Here is a 25,117-nt window from a genome sequence, read left to right as displayed (position 1 = left end):
GGCAAACACCAGCTATGTCGAATTTAATCACAGGTTCCAGTAACGGAAGCTTCGAAGCTACCCACCCCGACACGGACGCTAACAGAGTCTCCAACGGCCAAAGACGAAGCATCGGTAACGACATGCCCAGCCTCATCGCGAGCGATGGCGTATCCGCGCCCGAGTACCTTCAAAGGTGAGAGCGCGTCCAAAGTCGCCGCCATGCTTGAAACCATTGCCTCGTGAGGACGAAGCATGCGGGATGCCGCAGCGTCGAGGCGAACAGAATAGTCTTCCAATGAGCTAGCCTTACGACCCAAGGCACGCGGCAAAGCATCCACCAGGCGCTGCTCAGACTGCATGAGGGCGACGGCACGATCATCAATGAGGGACTCCGGATTCGTGAGGCACCGGCGTTTGGCAAGGCCTGCGAGCCGGACCCGTTCGCGATCGAGAAGCGTCGCCATTCCGCGTACAAGCGAAGTATCGACCTGCTCGAGAGAGCGCTCATCGGCGGCGAGCGCAAGGTCCATAGCTCGCGCCAAGCGCTCACGACGCCCGTTAATCGAGGTCACAATCTCATCGAGAGCCGGAGCCACGCTTTCTGCGGCGGCCGTAGGCGTTGAAGTTCGACGGTCCGCGACATCGTCGCAGATCGAGTTGTCCGGCTCATGGCCAATGCCCGTAATGACGGGAACGGGACAAGCGGAAACCGCCCGAGCGAGAGTTTCGTCATTAAAGGTCATGAGGTCCTCATAAGAACCCCCACCTCGGACAAGCAAGATTGCGTCTGGATTAGAAGCCGCGGCAACCTCAAGAGCGCGAATGATGGTAGCGGGAGCTCCGGGACCCTGGACCTGACATCCCACAGCATCGATCTCGACAAGTGGGTTGCGCCGCCGGAGCGTCCGCTTAACATCATCGATCACAGAGCCGGAAAGGCTCGTGACCACGGCAACACGCGTGCAAAAACGCATGATGGGCCGCTTGCGAGCCGGGTCCATGAGACCCTCGATCTTGAGCTTCTCTCGAAGAAGAGCAACCTGTTGTCTCAAAAGCCCCTCTCCAGAAACGGAGATGCGACTCGCAATAAACGAAAGTCTGCCAGACCCGACGTAGACATCAAACTTACCCCGGAGTTCGAGCTGCATGCCGTCACGCAGCTCGATGCCACTCGATGCATAGACGCCGCGCCATACGATGACGTCCATCGCAGCAGACTCGTCCTTGACTTGAAAGTAGCAGTGGCCAGACCGAGCGTTGGGGCCCCTAAAGCCCGTGACCTCACCGGTCACGAGGAAGGAACCCATCTCCCCCACACGAGCCTTCGCAGCGCCCACGGCGGAGCTCACCGAGATTGGTTCTCGCGATGCAGCGTCAAGAGCAGCAGATGCGAAGTCTTTGCTGCCGCTCGTCTCCTCGCGTCCCCAGGCCATCTAGTCATTCCTCCGCTGAACACGAGAAAGGTAGTAGAGAAGCTGGAGCACCGACACAAGCGCGGCGGCAACGTACGTCAGTGCCGCTGCGACTAGCACCTTACGCGCACCGCGAACCGCAGTCTCGCTCATGCCGCTGCGCTCGAGATAGGCAACGGCGCGACGAGAAGCATCGAACTCGACCGGAAGCGTCACGATCTGAAAAATGACCGAGAAAGCAAAGAGGATGACGGCAAGCTGCACAAGACCAGCAAGGCCAATGGCCACACCAGCGAAGAACACGATCATCCATACGTTGGACGTGAAGTTAACGATAGGCACGAGAGCGGAGCGAACCTTCACCGGAATGTAGCCCTTTGAATGCTGGACCGCGTGGCCAGCTTCGTGACAAGCAACGGCCGCGCTCGCCACGGAGCCGCCGCTCAGGTTGGCACGCGAAAGGTTGAGAACGTTCGAGCGCGGATCGAAGTTATCCGTTAGCTCACCCGCGATAGGCTGAATCCTCATGCCGGAGACGCCTTCGTCAGCAAGCATGCGCTCTGCTATCTGGGCTCCAGTAAGCCCGCAATCAAGCCCGACTTTAGACCACGTCTTATACGTCGACTTAATATATGACTGCGTGACAAGGCCAAGCAGGGTAGACACAAGAACCAAGACGAGGTACGAGGTGTCATACCCCATCCCGTAGCCCATGCCGTGGTACATACGAACCCCCAATCAGTGAATTACTTTGAGTATGTACCCAAAGCCGGACACAAAAGGAGCCGGACTTCTCACCCGGCTCCCCAAACATTAGATTCGCTATGTAGCCTAAAGAATCTCCACTCGACCGTCCTTGACGGTCAGGCCGCAGTCGCCCAAGAGGAGTCCCTTGAGCTTCTCCCCCGCGATGTCGCGTCGCCATCCAGAGGCAAGAGACGCATCCTCTCTCCCGGCCATGAATTCAAGGAGGTCTTCGCGCGTTGCGATGAGCTGCGCGGCCACGCCGGTCTTCTCGGAAATGATGCGCACCATGGCGTACATGAGGTCGATGACGCATTCCTGATCGGCGGACGGGCGCGAGCGCTTGGGAAGACTCGGACAATCGGACGCTTGGCATGCGGCGCCGCGCGATATGGCATGAACCAGAGCATCAGCATCGCGCTCAGACAGCTGTTCTGTTCCGCGAATGCGACGCAGCCGTTCCGTATCCACCGGTCCGCGCTTGCAGATCTCGAGCATCACCTCATCAGAGAGAACCCATTTGCGCGGGATGTCGCGCTTGGACGCCATGCGCTCTCGCCAAGCGCAGGCCTCGCGCGCCACGGCAAGTTGACGTCGGGTGAGCGACGAAGCTCGCTTGAGGTGGCGAAACGCGTCCATCGGCTCGTGACGGTAATGAGACGGGTCGAGTAAAGCCTGCATCTCGGGAAGGACCATCGAAAGACGATCGCGCTCGACGAGCTCGGAGAGCATCGTCTCATAAATTCCCGGAAGATAGCGCACGTCATCTTCTGCATACGTAAGCTGCTCGGGATCAAGCGGACGACGAGACCAGTCCGTTAGGCTCTCGGCCTTGGCGAGGCGAACGCCAGTGTAGGCCTCAACCAGGCCTCCGTACCCAAGTTGCATGCGCTGGCCGAGAAACGCGGCAGCAAGCTGCGTGTCGAACAGAGGAGCCGGAACACATCCCAGGCTGCCATCGATGACTTCAAGGTCTTGGGAGCAAGCATGAAAGACCTTGGTAATAGCCGGGTTCTCAAACAGCTCTACCACCGGAGAAAGGTCAGTGATGGTAAGCGGATCAACGGCGGCGATATCATCCGCCGACGTAGCGAGCTGAATTAGACAAAGACGCGGACGATACGTGCGCTCACGAAGAAACTCAGTGTCAACGGCAAGCACGCTCGAGGAGGCAGCACGCTCACAAAAGCGCCTGAGCTCCTCCGATGTGGAGATGAACAAAACGTGACCCCTCAGCCCCGTCGCATCCATAAAACGACCGGGCAAAATCGGCTACCATGGCTGTGGCCCCTTTGGGCCCACAGACAGGAGGATACCATCCATGCGCTGCCTCATCGTTCATAATCCGCGTTCTGGCTTCGGCTCAGACGCGGTCTACGCATTTGAGCGCGAGCTCGTTCGCCCTGGCGACGAATGCGTGCTGCGCGTCCTTGACGACGAGAACGTTGACGAGAAGGCCCTCGCCGATGCCGAGACGTTCGACGTAGTTGTCATCTCAGGCGGCGACGGGACGATTTCGAATCTCCTCTACATGTTGCGCAATCGCGCGGTTACCACCTGCGTGTTTCCGTCTGGCACGGCAAACCTCCTCTTCGCGAATATCGGCAACTCCCCAGAGCCAGCCGCTCTCGCCCGCGCCTGCCGATGGGGAGACACCATAAGCGCAGACCTCGGCGAAGCAAGCTGGGAGAGCGCGGGAGGCCCAACCAAGCGAGGCTTTTCCATCATGACCGGCACTGGGTTTGACGCCGAACTCATGGCTGCCGCCGCGCCCAACAAGAGGACGATGGGCGAAGTGGCCTATTTCATGGCCGCTCTCTCGGACCCGACACCCAAGGTCAATCACTTCACAATCAACGTCGACGGAGAGACCTACGAGCGCGACGGAATCGCCTGCCTCGTCGCGAACAATGCCATGCTCCAGCTAGATGTCGACGTGGTCCCCGGATGCGTCATGGACGATGGCCTGCTCGACGTCATCGTCCTCGAGGTGAGCGTCACGGCTCAGCTCATTCGACCGCTCATCGCCAGCCTCGTCGACCCGAAGGGCGAACGTGGCAACAGGCCTCGCATTGAGACCTTCAGGGGCAGAAGTATCGAGATCAAGACCTCCGAGCCCATCCCCATGCAGGTCGATGGCGAAGTCGTCCCCGACATGGTCACCAGCTGGCGCGCCGAGGCTCTTCCCGCCGCATGCGAGCTCGTGGTGGACGGTCTCTCCCGCTACCAGCCCAGGATTCGCCGCACGAGCCCCAAATTCCCCGTTGCCGCGCAACTCGCCTTCCCCGAATAGCGCAAGTCGCACGCAACCCGAGGCCCCCGCACGCGTTTACGGCGCGCCAAGCAGCTCGGCGACAACGTAAACAAAAGGTTCCGCCCCGGTGCCCCCGCACAGACATTCTGAGACGCGAAGCGTCGAACGTCTGAAGGGGGTGCCGGGGCGGAACCGTCAGGTCAATGATGCCTCAGAACTACTTAGCGCTCTCGGTGGAAAGCGCGATGCCCTCAAGATACTTGCCGTACTCGGTCTTGGCGATCTTGGAAGCCAGAGACAGCAGCTGGGCGCGGCCGATCCAACCCTTACGGTACGCGATCTCCTCGATAGAGGCGATCTTCGTGCCCGTAGACTGCTGGACGACACGGATGAACTCGCCCGCATGGAAGAGCTCGTCAACGGTGCGGGGGCAGAACCAAGCAAAGCCCTCGGGCAGCGTGGTGGTATAGAGCTGCTTGTGGTCGAGGTACATCTGGTTGAGATCCGTGATCTCGAGCTCGCCGCGCGCGGAAGGCTTGAGCTTCTTGGCGTACTCGACGACCTTGTTATCGTAGACGTAAAGACCAGTGGCGACGTACTTGGTGCGCGCCTCTTCCGGCTTCTCCTCGATATAGGTGACCTTCTTGTCCTCGCCAAAGTCAATGACGGCAAAGCGCTCGGGGTCATTCACCTGATAGCCAAAGACCGTGGCACCCTTGTCTCGATCGAGCGCCTCGCGAAGGTTCAGGTCAAATCCCGAGCCATAGAAGATGCTATCCGCGAGAATGAGGGCGACGCGGTCGTCACCGATGAAGTCCTCGCCGATGAGGAATGCCTGAGCGATGCCATCGCGACTGACCTGAGCCTTGTAGCTGATATTCATACCGAGCTGCGAGCCATCGCCGAAGTGGGCCTGGTAGGAAGCCATATCCTGGGGGTTCACGATGAACAGGACATCGCGAATATCCGCCTTCATGAGCGTGGCCAGGGAGTAATAGACGAGCGGCTTGTCATAGATGGGCAGAAGGTGCTTGGAACCCGAGAACGTCATGGGATACAGGTGCGTTCCGAAGCCACCAGCAAGGACAATACCCTTCACAGTTATGCCTCCTTGAGTCGCATACATGTTCAGGGAGAGTATACCGCCAGGCCACGCGTTATACTGTCTGACGTATGTGAACAAATAACGAGAGGACTATCCTCATGTCCGACAGCACCACGCCAGTACGCGTTCGATTCGCCCCCTCGCCCACCGGCAAGCTCCATGTCGGCGGTGCGCGGACGGCTATTTTCAATTGGTCCTTCGCACGTGCGAACAACGGCACCTTCATCCTTCGCATCGATGACACCGACCCGACGCGCTCGACTGACGAGAACACTCAGGTGATTCTCCGCGCCATGCGTTGGATGGGTCTCGATTGGGACGAGGGCCCCGAGGTGGGCGGAGATTTTGGCCCCTACGCTCAGACGGAGCGCCTCGAGATGTACAAGGCCGCCGCTCAGAAGCTCTGGGACGGGGGCCGTGCCTACCCCTGCTTCTGCACCACCGAACAGCTCGCCGAGGACAGGAAGGCCGCCCAGGAGCGCAAGGATCCCTTCCAGGGCTATCAGCGCCGCTGCCGCAACCTCGATCCGGCCGAGGCGAAGGCCCGCATCGAGGCTGGCGAGCCCTACGTCCTCCGAATCAAGGTCCCGGAGGACCGCGGCGACGTCGTCATCCACGATGCCGTCCACGGCGACGTGACATTCGATGCCAAGGAGCTTGACGACTTCGTCATCTTCCGCTCCGACGGAACGCCTACTTACAACTTCGCCACCGTCGTCGACGACGCCGCCATGGGTATCACCCACGTCATCCGCGGCGATGACCACCTCTCCAACACCCCGCGCCAGGTCATGGTCTACGAAGCCCTCGGGGCTCCCGTTCCCGTCTTCGCGCACATTTCCATGATCCTTGGCGCGGATGGTAAGAAGCTCTCCAAGCGCCACGGCGCCACGAGCGTCGAGGAGTTCCGCGATGCCGGTTACCTGCCGGACGCTTTCGTCAACTATCTCGCCCTTCTCGGCTGGTCTCCAGACGGCGAGACGACCATCGTTCCGCGCGACGTGCTCGCAAGCACCTTCTCCCTCGACCGCGTCTCGAAGAACCCCGCCACGTTTGACCCGGCGAAGCTTGACTGGATCAACGCCGAGTACCTCGCCGCAATGAGTGATGATGATTTCACCGAGAAGATCATGATTCCCGAGCTTCTCGAGGCTGGCCTCATCAAGGGCGCCAACGATCGCACGCCCGAGTGGTTCGCCACCCTCGCCTCCGTCGTCCGCCCGCGTACCAAGCACCTAGGTGATGTCGCTGGTATCTGCTCCATGGTGTTTGACTCGGCTGAGACCCTCTCCTACGAGGAGAAGGCCGTCTCTAAGGGTCTCGCCAAGGAGGGCATGGCGCCCATCCTCGACGCTGCCATCAAGACTCTCGAGGGTGTCTCTTCCGATTCCTGGAACGCCGAGGCTGTCGACGCGGCGCTAGAGCAGCTCCCTGACCAGCTTGACGCCAAGAAGCGCATCGTCTTCCAGGCGATTCGAGCCGCCATCTGCGGCAACCTCGTGAGCCCTCCGCTCGGCGTCGTGATTGAGCTCGTCGGCAAGGCTGATGCCCTCGCCCGTCTCGAACGTGCAAAGGAAATGGCACTCTAGCCCGATAGATACATCGGAGCGGTGCCGGGATTATCAAATACGTGCCCGCACTTTGCTCATCGTGTCACCAGGCCTCGCCGACGCAGCTGCGCCGGCGAGGCCATTTTTATGCGCTGAGGGAATCCCGCGAAGCGTCTAGACACAAGAAAGCTCCAAAGGAAGCCGCGAAACAAGAAAGCCCCGAACCGCGAAGACGCGGCTCGGGGCATTGGCTACTCAATATCGCTGCGAACAGAAAAGGCCCGACCTAAGCTACGGCCCGCGAACAGCCTATTTATTGGATCCAGACGTGCGAGATGAGCCCTTAACGACAAACTTAGTCGTCTTACGGGGAGGATTAGACGGATTGTAGCTCACGGCACCGTGCGCCAAACGCACCTTCCTCTTCCCATCGCGACCAGACCAGCGCTGAACACGGTGATAGATGCTTTCCGTGCTCGTGCTCTTAAGGCCCAGGAGCGGAAGCGCGGCGAATGTCGGAAAGAAGAACGTGACTACTCGCCAGACAAGAAATCCGGCAGTCGCATATCCACCAAACATTGGGCCGAAGAACAGGGCGAATCCACCCTCGGCTCCTCCGGTGCCGCCAGGAAGAGGCACAGCAGTGGCAACAAGCTGAACCATCGAGCCCGCGGCGAGACAGGTAAGGAAGTCAGCCTCAAGACCAAAAGCATGAATGACGAACCAGGGAATCGTATAGAGGAAGCCAAGCTGGCACATGGTGATGACAAGTGTGATCACCATGTCGGGGATGTTGGCAGCCGAACGACGAAACGCGGTGGAGAACTGATTGACCTGCACGTTGATCATGTCATTCCACTTGTCGTAGTTCTTGACCCACCCATGGCCATTGGCCCAGCGGAGCAGAGAGGAACCCGCGCGCCTGACAAAATTAGGGCAGAGACAGACGATGAAGAGGCCAATCAGCTCAAGTGCATGACCCGCAAATACAAGCAGGTTAAGAAGGACGATATCGCCGTAGGAGTCAAGGAAGAAGCCAAGCTTGGCCCAGAGCATAATGCCAGCGAAGAGGACGACACCGAGCTGGAACATGATGAAGCGCGTGAACTGCGTGGCAGAAGCCGCGCCAACGGAGAGGCCGGCTTTGGTGAGTTGATAAATCTGAGAGGGAAGCGCACCCATCTGCATTGGCGTGAGGTTGCCGAAGAAATTGCCGGAAGCCTCCACTGCCATGAGGTCGCGGAAGCCCACGGGAGAGTCATGGTCGAGATACACAGCAACGGCGTAGGCAAGAGAGCCAAGCATGAAGTACATGCAAATGCAGCCAACGGCGCCAACGAGCCACGAAGCCTCTACGTTTTGGAAGGCCTCAACGAACGAATCGATTTGTCCCGAGAAAAACAGGAAGGCGACGTAGGCGGCAAAGACGAGACCGATGAACTGGGCGCCCTTAGCCGCCTGCTTCTTGTCAGGGTCCTGAGGCCGCTCTTCAGCAACCGATCCCTTATGCATGGGAGCAGGAGCTCCGGCTAGCCTGGGCTTAGGGGCATGAGGTCTGTGCTTGGGAGCGCCGTCCACATGGGTGGCCTGCTCCGCCTTGATGTTGTTTTCGGGGTTCTGAGCCATGCGATTCCTGAGTCTGGATGATGTCGCATACAGCGCGAGCGCCGTGCGGCCATTACTTGACTAGTGTACCCCACGCGGCAATTCTTCCCGACACCCACACCATAAGCACGAAAACAGCCGGCCAAGGTATAACCCTGACCGGCTAGCAACTTCTAGTTCAATGAAAGTTGACGGCGAGCGCCCCTACCCTACTCCGCCACAGGCGCATCCTCGGGAGCAACGGAGGCGCTGCGTTCCGCGCGAGAGCGCTCGACAGCGGCAAGCTTCGTCCTGTAAGCTGCGGCAAGAATGTCGACGCAGCCCTGACGACCAAAGCGTGCACGGTTAACGACGACGTCCTTGCCGGCATGAAGCGTCCACTTGCCAGCAGAATAGCGCTTGTAGAACATCTCGCGGGCGCGCTGCATGCGCTTAACCAGCTTGCGGGCCTTCTTCTCAGAGATGTCGCGCTTCGAACGGACGATCTCGATACGAGCCTCAAGCGGGGCGGTTACGAGCACGGTAATGAGATTGGGATTATCGCGAAGGATGTAATCAGACAGACGGCCTTCGATAATGCAGCTCTCGCTCGACCCGAGGTCACGAATAACGCCCTCCATCTGCTTGAAGAGCTTATCCGCAACGGATCGCGCGTCAACGCGATCGGGAAGGAAGGCAGCAACCTCTGCCGCAAGGCTCTCGTCATAGGCGGCGATCTGATCCGTCGTCACTCCGGCACGCATGGCAGCGCGCACGAGAACCTCGTTGTCATACAGAGGTATGCCAAGTTCGACTGACAGCATCTTGCCAATCTCGTGGCCCTCCGCACCAAAGTCGCGCGCAATGGCGATGACTACGGGATAGGTGGAGATATCAGGGCTTACCTCAGAGAAGTTCTCGGTCATGGTTGCTCCTTTAGGCCGCGACCTGGCGACGCTGGTAGGCACGAACGAACAGGGAGATGCCGAAGTTCAGGGCGAAGTACAGCAGGAACACAAAGCCATAGACAAGGAGGACCTCATTAAGGCTCTGGGTCTTTGCCATAACTACCTTAGAGGTATACATGAACTCGGCGACGTTAATGCCGGCAAGATAGGAACTGTCCTTGATGACCGTCGTGCACTGACTGAACAGGGCGGGGATGATCGTCTTGAACGTCTGGGGCAGGATGATGAGGCGCATGGTCGCGAAGAACCCAAAGCCCTGGCTCTGAGCGGCCTCGAACTGGCTCTGGGGGATGGAGTTGAGACCTCCGCGGACGATCTCCGCCATTACGGCCGAGGTAAAGATCGTAAACGCAAGAGTGGAAATGAAGACGTCGTTACCCTTGACCGTGAAGTAAATGAAGAGAATCCAGAGAAGGTTAGGAGTGCAGCGGAAGAGCTCGATATAGGCGCTGACGAGAAGTGAGAACGGTTTGGCAGCGTATGCCTTCACAAGCGCAAGAACCGTGCCGAGTATAAGCGAGAAGAAGATTGAGAGAGCAGAAATCTCGAGCGTCTTGACAAAGCCACCGAGCATGAACATGACGTTTGCTGAGCTAAATACCTCCATGACCTACGCCTCCTTCGCGGTCTCGGGCGTAACGCCAGGAATCACCTTTGCGCGCGGGCGCCTCTTGGAACGAGCCTCGAGCCACTGGACGAGAAGCGCCAGGGGGAAGCAGATGATGAAGTACAGAACGCAAGCCATGATGTAGCCCTGCAGATAGCCATACGTAGAGACAAAGCCATCCGCGTTGTACATCAGGTCGCCGCCAGCGATGAGGGCGAGCACGGAGCTGTTCTTAACGAGGTTGAGAGCCTGGTTGCACAGCGGAGGGAGGATCACCTTGAAGGTCTGGGGCAGAATGATGTACCCATAGGCCTGAATACGAGAGAAACCCTGCGACAGGGCCGCCTCCATCTGACCGCGAGGAACGCTCTCGATGCCCGTACGAATGACCTCGGAGATGTAGGCCGCGTGATACAGTCCGACGCCGATGGCTCCAAGCGCGAAGGCGGAGGTACGGACCGGGCTATCCGTATGAAGGATGACCTGCAGAATCTTGGGCCCCGCCATGTACATGAAGAAGACCTGCACCGGCAGAGGCGTGTTCTGGTAAAACTCGACGTAGACACGGCTGATGGCCCTGAGAACGTTAGAGCGCGTCGTGGAGAACACGCCGAGAATCGTGCCGAGAACGATCGAAAGCACCAGGCCAGCAAACACGACCTTGAGCGTAAGCCCGAATCCCGACCAGAGATCGCCCATGCTGGCGAGGGTAAGCTCCCATCGCTTCGCATCGAGGAGTCCGTCTAGCATCTCTATCCCTTCGTCAAAACATACATCGTGCCGCCCAGGCTAAAGTCCAGGCGGCACGGAAGCCCAGCCCTATAAGGAGCCGGGCGAAGCAATCCTAGAGCAGGCCCCAAGCGGAGACTTCCTCGTCAATCCAGCCGTTGGAAGTAACCTCCTTGACGACTTCCTCGGTGACCTCGGAGAAGTCGCAGCCCTTCTTGGTGGCGATACCGTAATCCTGGGCGCCAAACTCGATCTCGGGCTGCAGGAGCTCCTTATCGTCGGTCGTGTAGGTCTTCAGCGTGGAACGGTCCATCGCGAAGGCGTCGATCTGGCCGGCGTCAAGGGCGGAGTTGATGGAGGGGTAATCCGGGTACTCGTCGAAGACGGGCGTGGCGGCAATGTTGTTGTCCTCGAGCATCTGAAGGACGTGGTCCTTGGTGGTCGAGCCCTGGGAGACGCCGATGTGCTTGCCATCAAGGTCGGCCATGGTGGACATGGAGCCCTTCTTGATGAGGATGCCGACGTGGTCCGTGCGATAGGGATCGGTGAAGTCCCAGTCCTCCTTGCGCTTTTTCGTAATGGTGTAGGTGGCGCAAATCAGGTCGAGGGTGTCGTTATCGATAAGCGGGCCGCGGGTCTTCGGGGTGACGTCGGTGAACTCGCAGAGATCCTGATCCTTGGCCTCCTCATAAGAGACGTCAAAGACCTTGGCGGCAACCATATAGCACAGGTCAATCTCAAGGCCCTCGTACTTGCCAGTGGCGGTATCAAGCAGGCCGTAACCCACGACGTCCTTCTTGACGCCACACTTCAGCTTGCCGCGATCCTTGATGGTCTGAAGCTTGGAGTCGGACGAGCTGGAGGAGCTACCACCGCAGCCAACAAGGCCAAGGCCGGCGATGGCGGCGGAGGCACCGAGGGTTACGACGAACTGACGGCGAGAGATGTTCTTCATGGGATACCCCTTTCAGTTGCAGGTAGTCATCTACTTCAAAAGCGGCGCTACCACCGCTTGCCAGCCCGTTCACACGGGCAGATGCACTTGCAAAATGGTCTTCGGACGAAAGAAGAGCAGACCCTGAGTTAGCGCAGAATCTTGGAAAGGAAGAGCTTCGTGCGCTCATTCTGGGGATTCTCGAAGAAGTGCTCGGGCGTGCCCTCCTCGATAATTCTTCCGTCCTCAACGAAGATGACGCGATCGGCAACCTCACGAGCAAAGCCCATCTCGTGAGTGACGCACATCATCGTGATGTTCTCCTGGGCGAGCTCGACCATTACGTTGAGGACCTCCTGGACCATCTCAGGATCGAGCGCGCTCGTCGGCTCATCGAACAGGATGATCGGCTGCTTGGTGCAAAGGGCGCGCGCGATTGCAACGCGCTGCTGCTGACCACCAGAGAGATTCTGCGGGTACTCCCCTGCCTTCGCCTCTAGGCCAACACGCCTGAGGGCAGCCATGGCAGCCTCGGTGGCCTCTTCCTTGCTCTTCTTCTGGAGCTTAATGGGCGCAAGTGTGAGGTTGCCCAGAACCGTCATGTTGGGATACAGGTTGAACTGCTGGAACACCATCGACGAGTACTTGCGCGCCATCTCAAGGTGGTTCTTGCGCGTAAGCTCAGTACCATCAATCGTGATAGTGCCGGTGGTGGGCTCCTCAAGGTAATTCACGCAACGGATGAGCGTAGACTTGCCGGAGCCAGAAGGCCCGATGATAACGAGCTTCTCGCCAGCCTTGACGGTGAGGTTAATATCCTTGAGGACGTGGACGTCTCCGAAATACTTATTGAGACCACGAATCTCAATCATGTTCTTGGCGTCAGCCATGGGATTCCTTTTCTCGGATTGTCTTGTCTGAAGACTCTACGGCACCGAATCGGGTTTAAGTCTTATTTATACCCGATTGTCATGAAGCCGAAACACGCCATTACGCAGGTGCTATCAAGTAGAAGCCAAATCTACACGCGTTTATGCGAAAAATCGTATCGATCACACCGCCCGATAAGCTAGTGGTGCCTCCTCCTACGGGGGCCCTAATGACGCTAGCGGAGCTTCCTCCTGTGGCGAGCCCGGATGACGCTAGCGGTGCCTCCTCCCGTGGCGAGCCCGAATGATGCTAGCGATGCTTCCTCCTGTGACGAGCCCAAATGTCACGGAAGACGAAGAACGCGATGACGAAGGCAATCAGATAGCACACGAAGGCGAAGCCGGGAACGTCAAAGACCATGAATCTTGCGCCGCCAGGTTCTGTGCTCATGACGATTGCGCTGGCGGCAATGAGAAAGCCGACGCACAGTACGCCAAGGGTTAGGCGGTCCGCGATATGGGAGAGGTCGTCGATGGGATCCTCTGAACCGACGAAATCCATGTTGATCTTGAGTTGGCCTCGCGTGAGCATGCTCATGGCAAGCTCCGCCTGAGCCGCGGCGCCCAGAAGGCCCTTGGTCGCGGCCTTGCTACGCATGGCGAGCTCCCCCACGTCGCGCTTGATCTTTGCCGAGCAATCCGTATGAACGCGGATGTGCTGGGAGATGATGTCGATCATATTGACGCCGGGCAGAAACTCGTCGAGAACGCCCTCAAGCGTCACGAGGCCGCGTGCCATGCTCGTGATCTGGCCTGGCAGTTCGATGCCATTCCTCCGCGCAAGCGCGATGATGCGTCCAAGGAAGCTGCCGAGATCGAGATCGGATAGGTTGACAGTGCCAAACTCATCGACAACTTCGTCGAGATCGGCGAGGAGCTCGCCATGATCCACGTCCTCGGGACTCGTCGAGGAGAGCCTGAGCAGGGCGCTCTTGAGCTTTGGCGTGTCCCGCTCCGCCACCGAGAAGATCATGTCGCGCATGATGCGTCGAAGACTTGGGGACAGGCGGCCCGTAATGCCGAGGTCGAGAAAGACTATCTGCCCACCAAGGACCTCGATGTTGCCCGGATGCGGATCGGCGTGGAAAAAACCGTCATCGAGGAGCTGGGAGGCGTAGTTGTCCACAAGCTTGGTGCCAATCTCAGTGAGGTCATAGCCGGCCTCGATGAGCTTGACGGGAGTCGAGATGGTAATACCGTCGATGTACTCCATCACAACGATGTGCTTCGTGCAGAGGTCCATATAGGGCTTGGGGCAAGTCACGAACTTGCAGCCCTCGTTATTACGCCTGAACTCCTCGAGGTTGCGTGCCTCGACGAGGAAGTCCGTCTCCTCCCGGAAGGTATCCCACAGCTCTTCGACGACGCTTGTGAGGTCGAGGAACTGCTCGCCCTTGAAGAAGGGCATCAGGTGACGTACGAGAGAGCGCATGATGTCGATATCCTGTGCCATAACCTCCTGAACGTGGGGACGTTGCACCTTGATCGCAACGTCTTCGCCCGAGGAGAGGCGTGCGCGATGGACCTGTGCCACCGAGGCGGAGCCCAAGGGCCGCTCGCCAATAGCATCAAATATCTCGCCGAGGTCCCCGCCATATTCGCTTTCAAGCACGGCAAGAACGGTCTCGTACGGCATTGGCTCGACATCGCTCCTAAGGCGCGTGAGCTCCTCGCAGAACTGCTCCGGGAGAATCTCCGAGCGCATGGAGAGTATCTGCCCCGCCTTAACGAAGGTGGGACCAAGCTCCTCGAGCATCCGGCGGAACTTGACGGGCGTGATACCACCGAGAACATCGTACTTGCGGACGATCGCAAATATCTGAAGCAGACGCGCATGTCGGCGCTTCCGCGAGACCCCATAGCGGCTCGCATCATTTCTGCGCGCACCTCGAAGAAGGCCGATCGTCACGGAATCAGAGTCATCGTCAAGCTCGCCCTCGACGCCGGCGAGCGCGGCCTCCCACATTGCGTCCTCAGCCTCGGCCGGAGTCGCATCGGGGCGAAACGCGTTTTCTGGGCTCCTCATCTCGTCGGGAGAGCCTGAACCGCGATCGCGATCAGAAGAAGCCGGCCTTTGCGTCATCGAGGGCGACGTCGAGCCATGAGAAGCCGCCCCCGGGCCGGAAGCGTCAGGGGCGGCGGCTCTCTCGTTCTTTTCGAGGTCTTCGTTCAAGCCTCGCTACTCCTTTGCGGCGTCTTCGACGGAGTCCGCCTCAACGGGAACCTTGGTTGCCGCAGAGGCCTTGGCGTCAAGGTCACTCGCAAGCTCCTTGGCACGGTCGATGAAAGCCGCGCGCTCCTCAGGGGTCATCGTGGACAAGCGGGCGCGAAGAACGGAATCCTGGGCGCCATCCACGGTCTCCTTAGCCTTCTGGGTGAGCTCTCGGTTGAGGTCCTTGCCCTGTTCAACCGTAAGCTCGCCCTTATTGACGAGCGAATCCACGAGCTCCGTGGTTTTCTCGGCGCCAAGGGCGACGGCACCCACGCCAGCAAGAAACGCCTTGCGAATGCCCTCAGTGATGTCAACCATGATTGCCCCTCTCCCGCACTCGCGTGCGCGTTGTCGTTAGCCTGCTTGTACCCAAGCGAGGCAAGACGGTATCGGTCGTATCCGCAAACGGAGACAGATGGCATCACGGCAGTGGCAGATAGCGACCGCCGCGTCATCCCAGGCTGGCTACTCGCCCAGGAGATAGCGGCCCATCTGAGAGACGCTCATAGCGATAGCCGTAGCACCGGCGTTTTCCAGCTCTCCCGCGGGAGCGGTGTCGCCAAGGTAGACGCCGATAGAGTCGACGCCCGTCGCGACGGCGCCCTCGATGTCATAGTGCCTGTCTCCGAGCATGACGGCATCCTCGGGCTCAGCGTCGAGGCGGCGTAAGGCCTCAGCGATAAGGCCGGCCTTTCCGGGATCCTTAACCCCCGTCTGGGTGACGACCTCCTCGAAAAGGTCCTCGATACCAGTCTGCTGAAGAGCCATGCGGACGAAGCGCTCCATCTTCGAAGACACGATGGCGAGTCTCTTGCCTCGGGCCTTGAGCTCCGTGAGCATCTCGCGAACGCCATCGAACAACGGGTTTCTCTCGGGACCGAGGCCCGCATAGATCTCGCGATAGCGACGAGTGACCTCGGCGGCGTCTTCCTCGGAGAGGCCATAGACGAGCGAGTAGGCAAGCGGAAAGGGAGGGCCGACGAGCCTTCCGGCGTCGCCGATCTCCTCATCGGTCAGGCCCCATTCGCGAAGCACCTGAGTTGCCGTCCTCACGATGCAGGGCTTCGTGTCCGCAAGGGTGCCATCAAAATCAAAGAGGACGACGGGCTTCTCGGCCAGACCATGAATGGCCGATGCGAGGCGCTCGGCAGCGCAGTCAAGGGGGCCCTTCGCCCGGAGAACCTTAAGACCGTGCCTGACAGGCTCGATCACGGCGGCGAGGTTCTCCACGGATGCCTTGGGAGAGCCGGGCACGTTGACGACGAGCGTGCGCCCCAGGGTTCCGGCGGTGGCGCGAGAGAGCCAGGCGAAGGGCGTTACCTTGGCGGAGGCGGCGCGCATGGCCTCGCCGATGCCAGGCACGAGACGATCACAGACATCAGCCGTAACATCGGGCGTCACGTCGCGGGGAGAAAGGCCCGTACCACCCGCCGTGACAACGAGAGCGACGTCCAAAGCGGCAGCTTCGCGGATTGCGCGCTCGATCCTCGCGCGCTCGTCCGGAACGACGTCGGAAGATACCACCTCAAAACCGGACTCAGAAAGAAGAGCCGCCACGGCGGGACCCGCCTCATCCCTATAGACACCAGCACTCGCGCGATCGCTCACAGTGATGACGGTAGCGGTATAAGACGGGATGACATCCTTGTCATGGCAGCTCATGCGCACTCCTACTAGCCAAAGCCTACTTGCCGAAGGGACAGATTGGGTAGTGACACTCCTCGCAGCCGAGACAGAGGCCGCCCTCTGCATAGGCGACGATATCCGCACGCGTCAGGCGAACGCCCGCCGCGATGCGAGGCATAATGAGGTCGAGAATCGTGGCTCGCGCGAACATCACGCAGCCAGGAAGACCGAGCACGGGGGTGCCATCGTCATAGTATCCCACGAAGACCATGGCACCCGGAAGCACGGGCGCGCCATAGGTCACCATCTCGGCGCCGCTCTCCTGGATGGCGCCAGGGGTGTTGTCGTCGGGGTCGACGCTCATGCCGCCGGTGCAGACAACGAGGTCAACGCCCGCCGCGCGCACGCGCCTGATCGCGGCAACGATATCCTCGACATCGTCACCGGGCATCTCGTGGGCAACGCACTCCATGCCGTACTCGGCGAGCTTGCCCTTGACGACGGGAGTGAAGGAGTCCTCGATAAGACCCGCGGCAACCTCGCTGCCCGTGGTGACGATGCCAACGCGGCGGAGCTTGTAAGGCAGAACCTCGCAGACGGGCCCCTCGCCAGCGCAAGCGTCAGCCGCGCGGCGGGCCTCCTCAAGCTTTGACTCCTCGATCACAAGCGGAATGACGCGCATTCCCGCGAGCTTATCACCCGCATGAACCGCCGTGTTACCGGCGCGCGTGGCTACCATGACCTGCGTCACCGAGTTAACGGCGGCAAGCGCACTGCTGCGCACGCGGAAGCACCCGTCATAGGCGGCGCGCAGCTCGATTTTGCCCTCGCGGATCTCGGGCGAGCGGACGCAACCATCACCCTCCATGATCTCGCAGAGGCGGATGGCGGCGTCATCCTCGTGGAGCATGCCCGGCTCGAGCTCGAGCACATAGACGCTGCGCTTACCCATCGAGAGCAGCACGTCGACGTCCTCCGGAGCCACGACGTGGCCCTTACGGAAACGAGCTCCCTTGAATTCACCAGGAATGATCTGGGTCATGTCATGACAGAGCACGTGTCCCACGGCCTGCTGAACGGGAAGTTCCCTCATTAGCGACTCACCTCCATGACGTGCACCTCATCGCCGGGGCGAACCTCTCCCCCTCGAATGACAACGGTAAAGATGCCCTCGCTCGGCATGGCGCACTTTCCCACCAGGCGCTTGATCTCGCAGTCGTTATGGCATTTCTTGCCGATTTGCGTCACGGCGAGCAGCGTCTCCCCGACGGAGATGACCGTACCCACGGGAAGCGACTTGAGGTCGAGGCCGCGCGTGAGGATGTTCTCCGCGAAGTCGCCCGCCTTGAGATTGGGCAGAACCTGGCGCAGCTCATCAACAGCCTCATCCGGCAGCAAGCTCACCTGACGGTGCCAGGCTCCAGAATGCGCGTCGCCGACGACGCCAGTGCCCACCTCAAGCTGAATGGAATCAACAGACTGCTTGCGAACGCCCTTCTCGGCGCTCGTGCAGACGGCAATGACCTCACCCGCAAGGGAACCGGGCGAAACGACGAACTCTCCCACGTTACTCTCCCCTCACAAAATGGCCGCTACGGCCCCCAGTCTTCTCCATAAGGCGAACAGCCGTGATCTCCATATCACGCTGATGCGATTTGCACATGTCGTAGATGGTCAGCGCGGCCACGGAAGCCGCGGTAAGCGCCTCCATCTCCACGCCCGTCTCCCCCTTGCAGCGAGCCGTGGCCTCGATTGAGATCCCGTCGTTCTCAAGCGCGAAGTTGATATCCACGCCGGATAGCGGAATCTGGTGGCACATCGGGATAATCTCCCACGTGCGCTTTGCAGCCATAATGCCGGCTACCTGGGCGACAGCGAGGACGTCACCCTTGCGCGTGCCACCGGTCCGCACGAGCTCGAGCGTACTCGGGGCCATAAGCACCTTCGCGGCGGCGCGCGCGACCCGAGACGTCACAGGCTTGTCGCCAACGTCGACCATGCGGGCTCGGCCCTGCTCGTTTACGTGCGTGAACTCGGCATCGCGAATGCTTGCCGTAGTGGTCTGGAAATCCTCCACCCTAGCCCCCTATCTCGAACATGTCCCTCGGTGTCTCGCTCGAGCGAAGACCAGGGACGAGGTTGTGATGAGCCGGCTTGGCCTCGATGCCACGGGCGATGGCGCGTTCGAGCTCCAAACCATGCAAGCCGCGAAGAGGCACTTCGGCGGCGGAGTGAAGACAGGGTTTGAGCCTACCGTCCGCCGTGACGCGTACCCGGTCGCATCCCGAGCAGAACCCGTGGCTGACGGCGCGAATGAGCCCGACACGCCCGAGAAACCCCGGTGCAGAGTAGAGCTCCGCCACACCACCCTCGCCAACACGTTCGAGCTCGGGCACCGCTTCGAGGACGACGTCGCCGGAAACGAAGCGCTCCTTCGGCCAGCGGGCGCACTCTCCCATGGGCATGAGCTCGATAAAGCGAACCTCAACGGGCTCCCTTCGTGCAATGTCAACGAAGTCCGCCGCCTCATCGTCGTTCACTCCGCCCATGAGCACACAGTTTATCTTTGGCGGAGGGAAACCGGCCAGCCTTGCGGCGTGCAGTCCGTCCAGAGCGTCTGAAAGCTCGCCGACGCGTGAAATCTCCCGGTAGCGATCGGGACGAAGCGTGTCGAGCGAGATGTTAAGGCGAGTTAGCCCGGCGGTGCGGAGGTCGCTCGCGAGAGGCGCGAGCAAGGTTCCGTTCGTCGTCATGTCGACCTCGTCAATGCCCTCTATGTGGGAGAGCATAGCGACAAGGTCCACGATTCCCCGCCTCACCAGCGGCTCTCCGCCCGTAACGCGAACCTTGCGGACGCCAAGCCTTGACGCGGCACGGACGATCTCCGCCATTTCCTCGAACGAGAGGATCTCTCCATGAGTGTGATGGGCAACGCCCTCGCGGGGCATGCAGTAGATGCATCGGCAATTGCACTTGTCCGTGACGGATAGCCTCATGTAGCTAATGGTTCTTCCGAAGGTGTCCTGCACGTTCCCTACGCCTCCAAGCACATGACGTCAGACGGGGCGACCTCAAGCGTAACGCGTGAAGGGTCTTCGAGCGCGGCCCACGCCGCCTTCTCGAGCTCGACGCGGAGCATCCCGCCGCCAGGAGTTGAGCACATGACGATGGTCGAGAAGACGTTGTCGATAACGCGCGCTACCTCGCAGGGGATGAGGTTGTCGGTCTTGTCGAGCTCACCGCGACTTGGCGCGGCCACACTCCCAAACCCCGTGGGCGCGTCACCAAGGGTATCCACGGCTCGACCATCCGCCTCGACGACCCTTAGGAAGTGCGCGCGGAGGCCAACGTGGTCGCAGCCCTCGACCGGACGCGCGCAATCAAGGGTCACGCCCCAATCCGCGCAGGCAAGGGAAGTCTCTCCCACCGGCGACGCCGCACTCACGTTCTTGCAACCACTGATGAGGGCCTCCGACAGAGTCGCCGGGGTATCGAACAGCTCACGGGTGGGCACCGTGCGACCACTCTTGCCATGGTCGAGCACGCAAACGCGCTGGCTCATGCGATACACCTCGTCGCGGCTGTGCGTGACGAACACCACGCCCCCGGGAAACGCGCGAAGCGTGTCTGTGAGCTCGAGCTCGAGCTGCCAGCGCAGATAACCGTCGAGCGCGCTGAAGGGTTCGTCGAGAAGGAGGAGCTCCGGATCGTTCGCCATGATGCGCGCGAGGGCGCAACGCTGCTGCTGGCCTCCAGACAGCTCGGCCGGACGCGACTCCTCGAGGCCCTCCAAGCGGAAGGCTCGAATCTGCTCCAAAGCCCTCTCGCGGCGCTCGTTGCGAGATCCTCCTCGCGCGCCCGCCATGACATTGTCGAGAACCGTCATCGTCGGGAACAGCGCGTAGTTCTGAAAGAGATAGCCCACGCGCCTATCCTGCACCGGCACGTCAACGCGCGCTTCCGAGTCAAACAGCACGTGATCGTTCAATACGATACGACCCCTGTCAGGGTGCTCGATGCCGGCGATGCACTTGAGGGTCATGCTCTTGCCGCAGCCGGACGCACCGAGAATCGCAAGCGTCTCGCTCGGGTCATCCGCGTTGAAGGACACGTCGAGGACGAAGTCGCCAAGGCGTTTTGTGATGTCAACGGAAAGGCTCATGCCCGCCTCCCCTGCGTGCGGGCCCTACCCTCAAGCCAGTTCATGGCGAGAAGGACAACGGCCGATATGGCGATGTTGACGAGCACCCATCGAAACGCGAGTGCGTCATCGCCCGTGCGCCATAGCTGATAGACGGTCGTGGAGACCGTTGCGGTCTGACCGGGCGTATATCCCGCGACCATAGCCGTGGCCCCGTACTCTCCGAGGGCGCGGGCGAACGCGAGAACCGCCCCCGCAAGAATGCCCTGGGCGCAACCGGGAACCTGGACCCGCCAGAACGCCCACGTGCGGCTCTTGCCGAGGGTAAGCGCGGCGTGAGTCAAGGTCTTGTCATAGGCCTCGAAAGCTCCGCGAGCCGTTCGATACATAAGGGGAAAGGCGACGACAACGCACGCGAAGATCGCGCTGTACCACGTCATGGTGAGACGAACCCCAAAGACCTCGAGTACCCAGGCGCCGATGGGACGCCTGGGTCCAAGAACAAGCAGGAGCAGGTACCCGACGACGGTCGGCGGCAAGACGAGCGGCAGCGTGAGCACCACATCGAGCAGGGCCCTCACCGTTCTGGGAAGCTTCGCGATCACGCACGCCGCACCGAGCCCCAGGAAGAACACGGCCACCGTCGAGACAGCAGCGATGCGCAGCGAGTTTATGAGCGGGTACCAATCCATGGCTCAGATCCTATCGACAATTACGCGGACAGCGGCTTGAAGCCGACCTCCTCGAAGCAAGCGGAGGCCTCGGAGCCCTTGAGGAACTCGAGATAGGACTTGGCGGCGTCCTCGCGCTTCGTGCCCTTGACGATGGCGATCGGATAGACGACCTCGCCGCACATATCCTTGGTAGCGCAATCGACGACCGCGAGGCCTGCTGACACCGCATCGGTACGATAAATGACGCCACAGTCGACAGCCGCCTCGGATACCTGGGTCGTGACCTCCTTGACGTTGGTGCCATAGGTGATCACGCCAGAATCCGCGAGTTCGTCCTCGTTGAGGTTGAAGTACTTCAAAATTTTCTGGGTGTACTGTCCAACGGGAACATCGGAGTTACCCATGGCGAGCTTGACGTCGCCAGCCGTGAGGTGCTCAGCGAGGTCCTCGAAGTTCTGGATGCCCTTGGGATTGCCTTCGGGGACAACGAGCGTGACCTCGTTCTGGAGGATGTTGAAGCGCGTGTCGGACTCGATAAGATCGAGGCCCTCGGTGTTGACCTCGGGGTCTGCGGTGGCGTCGAGCTGGTTCATCTGCTTTTGTCCGGCGGAGATGAAGACGTCGCACTCGGCACCTTCCTGAATCTGGGTCTTCAGGGTACCGGAGGAATCGAAATTGAAGCTAACCTCGGTGCCAGCGTCCTTCGTGAAGGACTCAGTCGCCTTGGTGAGGCTCTCGGTCATGCTTGCCGCGGCAAAGACGATGAGCTTCTCGTCAGACGCAGCGGACGACGTCGCGGCGGGGCCAGAGCTGCCACATCCGGCGAGCCCGAGGCCAGCGACGGCAGCGGCACCCGCCCCGATGGAAGCGATTGCCTGCTTGCGAGTGATGGATTTCATGAAGGCCTTTCCTTTCAGCCGTGCGTTCCGTGGGCAATCTATGCGATTCGTTGTTTTGCGAAATACACAACGGTCGCCATGTTTACGCACGACGCTACGGTTGTCGTGCAATGAGACCCTTCTTACAGGTAGCTGGGGCAGCCTATCGCCCGAGAAACACGATGGCCCGAACGGACTTCGATCATCTTTGCGGCAATTGAAACCGCAATTTCCGCGGGAGTCACAGCACCAATAGGCAGGCCAATGGGAAGATCGACGGCAGCGACCTCATCCGCAGAGACGCCACGCGAGGTGAGCACGCCTTCGAGGACTCGTCTCTTGTTCCTGCTACCCATGCAGCCGAGATAAAGCGGATGGGCCTCGACTACTTGTGAGACGACGTCTTCGTCAGCCGCGTGCCCATGAGTCATGACAACGACGTAATCGCGATCACCAACCGTGACGCTCGCAGAAATATCCTTGAAATCGCCGAGGATGACGCTCGAGGCGGCCGGAAAGTTCTCGACGCGTGCCACCTCCGGACGGTCGTCAACAACCACGACGTCGAAATCGATCGCGGCGAGTGCCGGCACGAGCGCCCTGCCGACGTGTCCCCCGCCAAAGATGACGCAACGGGGAGCGCACACCACGGGCTCGAGATAGCGGTCGCCCTCCACCCGCGGGGTCGAATCAGCCCCTGCGGACCCCCCAACGGCAGCGACGGGGACGGAGGCGGACCAATCAACGACAAGCTCGACCGGTGTCCCCGCGTCGGCGGACTCGATAGCGGCCTCAAGCGCTGGGATGTCGCGAGACGATAGACGGCGAATGCCGATGAGCTGAGAGCCCCCGCAGGCGATATCAACCACACCTCGCTTGAAGTTCATTCGCAGGGCGGGCTTGCCAGAAAGCACGTCGTGGCAGAGCCTCTGGCTTTCGAGCTCGGGAGAGCCACCGCCAACCGTCCCCAGAAAGGAACCGTCCTCGAGAAGCACCATCCGGGCGCCGGCGGCGCGGGCGGCCGACCCCGCAGTAGATAGCACGACGGCCTCGGCAACGGGCCTTCCGGCCTCAAGCTCCGCAAGTTCGCGGCGGAGAAGAGAGATGCCTTCCATCCCTAACCCTCCAACCTCGAGGTGAGCATGCAAATCGCCTCGAGCACGCCCCCACCAACGGCGCGGGCCTTGTCAGACGAGGAGAAGCAGTGCGAGCGCTCACAACGCGGGTCGATGTCGCCGGACTTCATGCCCGCCGTCACCTCAACGCCCTCCTGGAGAAGGCCACGCAGGACACCGTTGATAGTGCAAGTCATGGGAACGCCGGACACGGTTGCGGCAACCTGGCCGGCGCGCACGACGTCGCCAATCTGGAGGACCGGCTCAAAGACGCCGTCTGCGGGAGCGCGCAGCACGCGGTCCGCAGAATGACCAGCGATGACGCCAGGGATACCGGTGTTGGGGGCAGCTGAACCATCCCAGATGACCTGGCCGAGGAAATGCCCTCGATTGGTCTCGACGACTGCATCGCAATCCTTGCCTGCATAAAAGCCCGGGCCAACGCCAATAACATACGGAGCCATGGAGCGCTTTGTGCCAAGGTTCTTCTTGGCGAGGATGGCATCGACAACAACCTGCGGCTTCAACTCCGAAATGCTCTCACCCTCAGGATCGACGAGAACCGCGACGTCACCGTTGACGACGATTGAACGAGCCTCCGCGCAGGAGCTGGCAAGACGAGCGCAAACGCCCTCAACCTCACATGAGCCAAGGCGGATGGCCTCAGAAAAGCAGACGGTACGGCGGATGGACGTGGGAACCGCGATGTCGCACATGACGACCTTGCACCCGGCGCGCCTCAGGCGAAGCGCGATGCCGGTAGCGATATCCCCCGCTCCCCGAATCTCAACGAGCATGTAACTCACCGTTCCCCAAAGACAGCCACAATGGTAAGCAGTTTCCCGCTATGGCAAAGCGTAGTCATCATACGACAACAACGGTATACCAAACTTTGAGTTAGGGTTGCTAATGGATTGTTATCGTGGCATCAAAAGAACTGCGAGCGCGCCGAATCGACAGGAGAACGGCACGATTTGGTCCGTCATCGGCGGAGGTGGCAAGACGACGCTGCTGCGCTCGCTTGCGGATGAGCTCGTCGCGGAGGGAAAGACCGTGATCCTCGCTACGACGACCCATTTCCTACCCTTCAGCGGAATCGACACCGTTGTTTCCGCTGACGAGTTTGAGGTCGCGCGACAGGTCGAGACCCAGCGAGTCATCTGCGTTGGCACGCCCGCTCACGAAGCGCGAAATGCGGGCAAACTGGCACCCTCACGGATCGCACCGCAAGATCTCGCAAGCCTCGCAGACTTCGTGCTCGTCGAAGCAGATGGCTCGAGGCACATGCCCGTCAAAGCACACAGCGATCGCGAGCCCGTCGTTCCGGACGGCAGCGACCTGACGATCATGGTCATTGGTGCCAGCGCCCTTGATAAGCCCGTGGCGGAAACCGTTCATAGGGCAGAGCTCTTCTGCGAGAACTCGGGGTGCGAGCAGAATGATGTGGTTACGCCAGAGCTTCTCGCTCGGCATCTTGCCACGGAGGCCAGGAGGGGTGCCATAGACCCAAACCTGATCATAGTCAACCAAGCAGAAAGCCCTGAGACGATTGAAGCTGCTCACGCCTTTTACGAGGAGCTCATCGCCATGGGCATGAAGGTGCCCATGCTCGCGGGCAGCATCCGCAGACACGATCTCGCAGAGATCCGGTAGCTAGACGATGACATCAGCCC

General features: G+C 60.4%; 25 protein-coding genes. 3 read left to right on the top strand and 22 right to left on the bottom strand.

Annotation, left to right across the window (positions count from 1 at the left end; all coding sequences use genetic code 11):
• Positions 1-23: 23 nt before the first annotated feature.
• The 3 genes from xseA to rnd form a co-directional block, all read right to left on the bottom strand.
• Complete coding sequence (gene xseA / locus ABCN07_RS01340; RefSeq protein ID WP_343005056.1) at positions 24-1,415, bottom strand: exodeoxyribonuclease VII large subunit; 1,392 nt, start codon at positions 1,413-1,415, stop codon at positions 24-26.
• The gene (locus ABCN07_RS01335; RefSeq protein ID WP_343005055.1) at positions 1,416-2,120 is read right to left on the bottom strand and encodes a zinc metallopeptidase; all 705 of its coding nucleotides are present in this window, start codon (positions 2,118-2,120) and stop codon (positions 1,416-1,418) included.
• A gap of 105 nt (positions 2,121-2,225) precedes the next feature.
• Entirely contained in the window at positions 2,226-3,359 is a 1,134-nt protein-coding gene (rnd, locus tag ABCN07_RS01330; protein WP_343005054.1) for a ribonuclease D, read from the bottom strand.
• Between the two features lie 100 nt (positions 3,360-3,459).
• Between rnd and ABCN07_RS01325 the strand changes: the two genes are divergently transcribed.
• Complete coding sequence (locus ABCN07_RS01325) at positions 3,460-4,431, top strand: diacylglycerol kinase family protein (protein ID WP_343005053.1); 972 nt, start codon at positions 3,460-3,462, stop codon at positions 4,429-4,431.
• Between the two features lie 178 nt (positions 4,432-4,609).
• Here the strand turns inward: ABCN07_RS01325 and rfbA are convergent, their stop codons facing one another.
• Positions 4,610-5,491, bottom strand: a complete 882-nt coding sequence (gene rfbA, locus ABCN07_RS01320; protein WP_343005052.1) for a glucose-1-phosphate thymidylyltransferase RfbA — start codon at positions 5,489-5,491, stop codon at positions 4,610-4,612.
• 104 nt (positions 5,492-5,595) lie between these two features.
• Between rfbA and gltX the strand changes: the two genes are divergently transcribed.
• Positions 5,596-7,086: a glutamate--tRNA ligase gene (gltX, locus tag ABCN07_RS01315; RefSeq protein WP_343005051.1), complete on the top strand. Its 1,491-nt coding sequence runs from the start codon at positions 5,596-5,598 to the stop codon at positions 7,084-7,086.
• Between the two features lie 270 nt (positions 7,087-7,356).
• On the opposite strand, the gene ABCN07_RS01310 is transcribed toward gltX, so the two are convergent.
• The 18 genes from ABCN07_RS01310 to yqeB form a co-directional block, all read right to left on the bottom strand.
• Complete coding sequence (locus tag ABCN07_RS01310; protein ID WP_343005050.1) at positions 7,357-8,673, bottom strand: lysylphosphatidylglycerol synthase transmembrane domain-containing protein; 1,317 nt, start codon at positions 8,671-8,673, stop codon at positions 7,357-7,359.
• A gap of 188 nt (positions 8,674-8,861) precedes the next feature.
• Positions 8,862-9,557 carry a cytidylate kinase-like family protein gene (locus tag ABCN07_RS01305; protein WP_343005049.1) on the bottom strand — a complete coding sequence of 232 codons (696 nt, stop codon included), beginning with the start codon at positions 9,555-9,557 and terminating at the stop codon, positions 8,862-8,864.
• 10 nt (positions 9,558-9,567) lie between these two features.
• Positions 9,568-10,206, bottom strand: coding sequence for an amino acid ABC transporter permease (locus tag ABCN07_RS01300; RefSeq protein WP_343005048.1), 639 nt, complete (start codon positions 10,204-10,206; stop codon positions 9,568-9,570).
• A gap of 3 nt (positions 10,207-10,209) precedes the next feature.
• On the bottom strand, positions 10,210-10,956 hold the full coding sequence (locus tag ABCN07_RS01295) for an amino acid ABC transporter permease (RefSeq protein ID WP_293837188.1): 747 nt from the start codon (positions 10,954-10,956) through the stop codon (positions 10,210-10,212).
• 94 nt (positions 10,957-11,050) lie between these two features.
• Positions 11,051-11,890 carry a transporter substrate-binding domain-containing protein gene (locus ABCN07_RS01290; protein WP_343005047.1) on the bottom strand — a complete coding sequence of 280 codons (840 nt, stop codon included), beginning with the start codon at positions 11,888-11,890 and terminating at the stop codon, positions 11,051-11,053.
• Between the two features lie 128 nt (positions 11,891-12,018).
• Positions 12,019-12,741 carry an amino acid ABC transporter ATP-binding protein gene (locus tag ABCN07_RS01285; protein WP_343005170.1) on the bottom strand — a complete coding sequence of 241 codons (723 nt, stop codon included), beginning with the start codon at positions 12,739-12,741 and terminating at the stop codon, positions 12,019-12,021.
• Positions 12,742-13,048: 307 nt separating this feature from the next.
• Positions 13,049-14,764 (bottom strand): AarF/UbiB family protein, encoded by a 1,716-nt coding sequence (locus ABCN07_RS01280; RefSeq protein WP_343005046.1) that lies wholly within the window; start codon positions 14,762-14,764, stop codon positions 13,049-13,051.
• Between the two features lie 213 nt (positions 14,765-14,977).
• Positions 14,978-15,328, bottom strand: coding sequence for a hypothetical protein (locus ABCN07_RS01275; RefSeq protein WP_343005045.1), 351 nt, complete (start codon positions 15,326-15,328; stop codon positions 14,978-14,980).
• A gap of 147 nt (positions 15,329-15,475) precedes the next feature.
• Complete coding sequence (locus ABCN07_RS01270) at positions 15,476-16,672, bottom strand: molybdenum cofactor synthesis domain-containing protein (protein ID WP_343005044.1); 1,197 nt, start codon at positions 16,670-16,672, stop codon at positions 15,476-15,478.
• Between the two features lie 22 nt (positions 16,673-16,694).
• Complete coding sequence (locus ABCN07_RS01265; protein WP_343005043.1) at positions 16,695-17,729, bottom strand: molybdopterin-binding protein; 1,035 nt, start codon at positions 17,727-17,729, stop codon at positions 16,695-16,697.
• Entirely contained in the window at positions 17,729-18,202 is a 474-nt protein-coding gene (locus ABCN07_RS01260; RefSeq protein WP_343005042.1) for an MOSC domain-containing protein, read from the bottom strand. The genes ABCN07_RS01265 and ABCN07_RS01260 overlap by 1 nt, the downstream gene beginning before the upstream one ends.
• A gap of 1 nt (position 18,203) precedes the next feature.
• Positions 18,204-18,713, bottom strand: coding sequence for a cyclic pyranopterin monophosphate synthase MoaC (moaC, locus tag ABCN07_RS01255; RefSeq protein WP_343005041.1), 510 nt, complete (start codon positions 18,711-18,713; stop codon positions 18,204-18,206).
• Between the two features lies 1 nt (position 18,714).
• Positions 18,715-19,665 carry a GTP 3',8-cyclase MoaA gene (gene moaA, locus ABCN07_RS01250; protein WP_343005040.1) on the bottom strand — a complete coding sequence of 317 codons (951 nt, stop codon included), beginning with the start codon at positions 19,663-19,665 and terminating at the stop codon, positions 18,715-18,717.
• A gap of 5 nt (positions 19,666-19,670) precedes the next feature.
• A complete protein-coding gene (locus tag ABCN07_RS01245) occupies positions 19,671-20,798 on the bottom strand; it encodes an ATP-binding cassette domain-containing protein (protein WP_343005039.1) in 1,128 nt (375 codons plus the stop codon).
• A complete protein-coding gene (gene modB, locus ABCN07_RS01240; RefSeq protein WP_343005038.1) occupies positions 20,795-21,469 on the bottom strand; it encodes a molybdate ABC transporter permease subunit in 675 nt (224 codons plus the stop codon). Before modB ends, ABCN07_RS01245 begins: the two co-directional genes overlap by 4 nt.
• Positions 21,470-21,489: 20 nt before the next feature.
• The gene (gene modA, locus ABCN07_RS01235; RefSeq protein WP_343005037.1) at positions 21,490-22,350 is read right to left on the bottom strand and encodes a molybdate ABC transporter substrate-binding protein; all 861 of its coding nucleotides are present in this window, start codon (positions 22,348-22,350) and stop codon (positions 21,490-21,492) included.
• A 122-nt stretch (positions 22,351-22,472) separates the two neighbouring features.
• Positions 22,473-23,444 carry an XdhC/CoxI family protein gene (locus tag ABCN07_RS01230; protein WP_343005036.1) on the bottom strand — a complete coding sequence of 324 codons (972 nt, stop codon included), beginning with the start codon at positions 23,442-23,444 and terminating at the stop codon, positions 22,473-22,475.
• 2 nt (positions 23,445-23,446) lie between these two features.
• Entirely contained in the window at positions 23,447-24,241 is a 795-nt protein-coding gene (gene yqeB / locus ABCN07_RS01225) for a selenium-dependent molybdenum cofactor biosynthesis protein YqeB (RefSeq protein ID WP_343005035.1), read from the bottom strand.
• A 112-nt stretch (positions 24,242-24,353) separates the two neighbouring features.
• Between yqeB and yqeC the strand changes: the two genes are divergently transcribed.
• Positions 24,354-25,097, top strand: a complete 744-nt coding sequence (gene yqeC / locus ABCN07_RS01220) for a selenium cofactor biosynthesis protein YqeC (RefSeq protein ID WP_343005034.1) — start codon at positions 24,354-24,356, stop codon at positions 25,095-25,097.
• Positions 25,098-25,117 lie beyond the last annotated feature (20 nt).

This window comes from Collinsella sp. 1033st1_E11_1033SCRN_220408, from assembly GCF_039062465.1.
Classification (GTDB): domain Bacteria; phylum Actinomycetota; class Coriobacteriia; order Coriobacteriales; family Atopobiaceae; genus Parolsenella.
The sequence above is the reverse complement of the archived record's forward strand: the minus strand, read 5'-3'. Positions and strand labels throughout refer to the sequence as shown.

What these genes read in the sequence shown, in the direction of transcription:
- xseA (WP_343005056.1), bottom strand. Translation starts at nt 1,415, where the DNA reads ATGGCCTGGGGACGCGAGGAGACGAGCGGCAGCAAAGACTTCGCATCT.
- ABCN07_RS01335 (WP_343005055.1), bottom strand. Translation starts at nt 2,120, where the DNA reads ATGTACCACGGCATGGGCTACGGGATGGGGTATGACACCTCGTACCTC.
- ABCN07_RS01325 (WP_343005053.1), top strand. Translation starts at nt 3,460, where the DNA reads ATGCGCTGCCTCATCGTTCATAATCCGCGTTCTGGCTTCGGCTCAGAC.
- gltX (WP_343005051.1), top strand. Translation starts at nt 5,596, where the DNA reads ATGTCCGACAGCACCACGCCAGTACGCGTTCGATTCGCCCCCTCGCCC.
- ABCN07_RS01310 (WP_343005050.1), bottom strand. Translation starts at nt 8,673, where the DNA reads ATGGCTCAGAACCCCGAAAACAACATCAAGGCGGAGCAGGCCACCCAT.
- ABCN07_RS01305 (WP_343005049.1), bottom strand. Translation starts at nt 9,557, where the DNA reads ATGACCGAGAACTTCTCTGAGGTAAGCCCTGATATCTCCACCTATCCC.
- ABCN07_RS01300 (WP_343005048.1), bottom strand. Translation starts at nt 10,206, where the DNA reads ATGGAGGTATTTAGCTCAGCAAACGTCATGTTCATGCTCGGTGGCTTT.
- ABCN07_RS01295 (WP_293837188.1), bottom strand. Translation starts at nt 10,956, where the DNA reads ATGCTAGACGGACTCCTCGATGCGAAGCGATGGGAGCTTACCCTCGCC.
- ABCN07_RS01290 (WP_343005047.1), bottom strand. Translation starts at nt 11,890, where the DNA reads ATGAAGAACATCTCTCGCCGTCAGTTCGTCGTAACCCTCGGTGCCTCC.
- ABCN07_RS01285 (WP_343005170.1), bottom strand. Translation starts at nt 12,741, where the DNA reads ATGATTGAGATTCGTGGTCTCAATAAGTATTTCGGAGACGTCCACGTC.
- ABCN07_RS01280 (WP_343005046.1), bottom strand. Translation starts at nt 14,764, where the DNA reads ATGTGGGAGGCCGCGCTCGCCGGCGTCGAGGGCGAGCTTGACGATGAC.
- ABCN07_RS01275 (WP_343005045.1), bottom strand. Translation starts at nt 15,328, where the DNA reads ATGGTTGACATCACTGAGGGCATTCGCAAGGCGTTTCTTGCTGGCGTG.
- ABCN07_RS01270 (WP_343005044.1), bottom strand. Translation starts at nt 16,672, where the DNA reads ATGAGCTGCCATGACAAGGATGTCATCCCGTCTTATACCGCTACCGTC.
- ABCN07_RS01265 (WP_343005043.1), bottom strand. Translation starts at nt 17,729, where the DNA reads ATGAGGGAACTTCCCGTTCAGCAGGCCGTGGGACACGTGCTCTGTCAT.
- ABCN07_RS01245 (WP_343005039.1), bottom strand. Translation starts at nt 20,798, where the DNA reads ATGAGCCTTTCCGTTGACATCACAAAACGCCTTGGCGACTTCGTCCTC.
- modB (WP_343005038.1), bottom strand. Translation starts at nt 21,469, where the DNA reads ATGGATTGGTACCCGCTCATAAACTCGCTGCGCATCGCTGCTGTCTCG.
- modA (WP_343005037.1), bottom strand. Translation starts at nt 22,350, where the DNA reads ATGAAATCCATCACTCGCAAGCAGGCAATCGCTTCCATCGGGGCGGGT.
- ABCN07_RS01230 (WP_343005036.1), bottom strand. Translation starts at nt 23,444, where the DNA reads ATGGAAGGCATCTCTCTTCTCCGCCGCGAACTTGCGGAGCTTGAGGCC.
- yqeB (WP_343005035.1), bottom strand. Translation starts at nt 24,241, where the DNA reads ATGCTCGTTGAGATTCGGGGAGCGGGGGATATCGCTACCGGCATCGCG.
- yqeC (WP_343005034.1), top strand. Translation starts at nt 24,354, where the DNA reads ATGGATTGTTATCGTGGCATCAAAAGAACTGCGAGCGCGCCGAATCGA.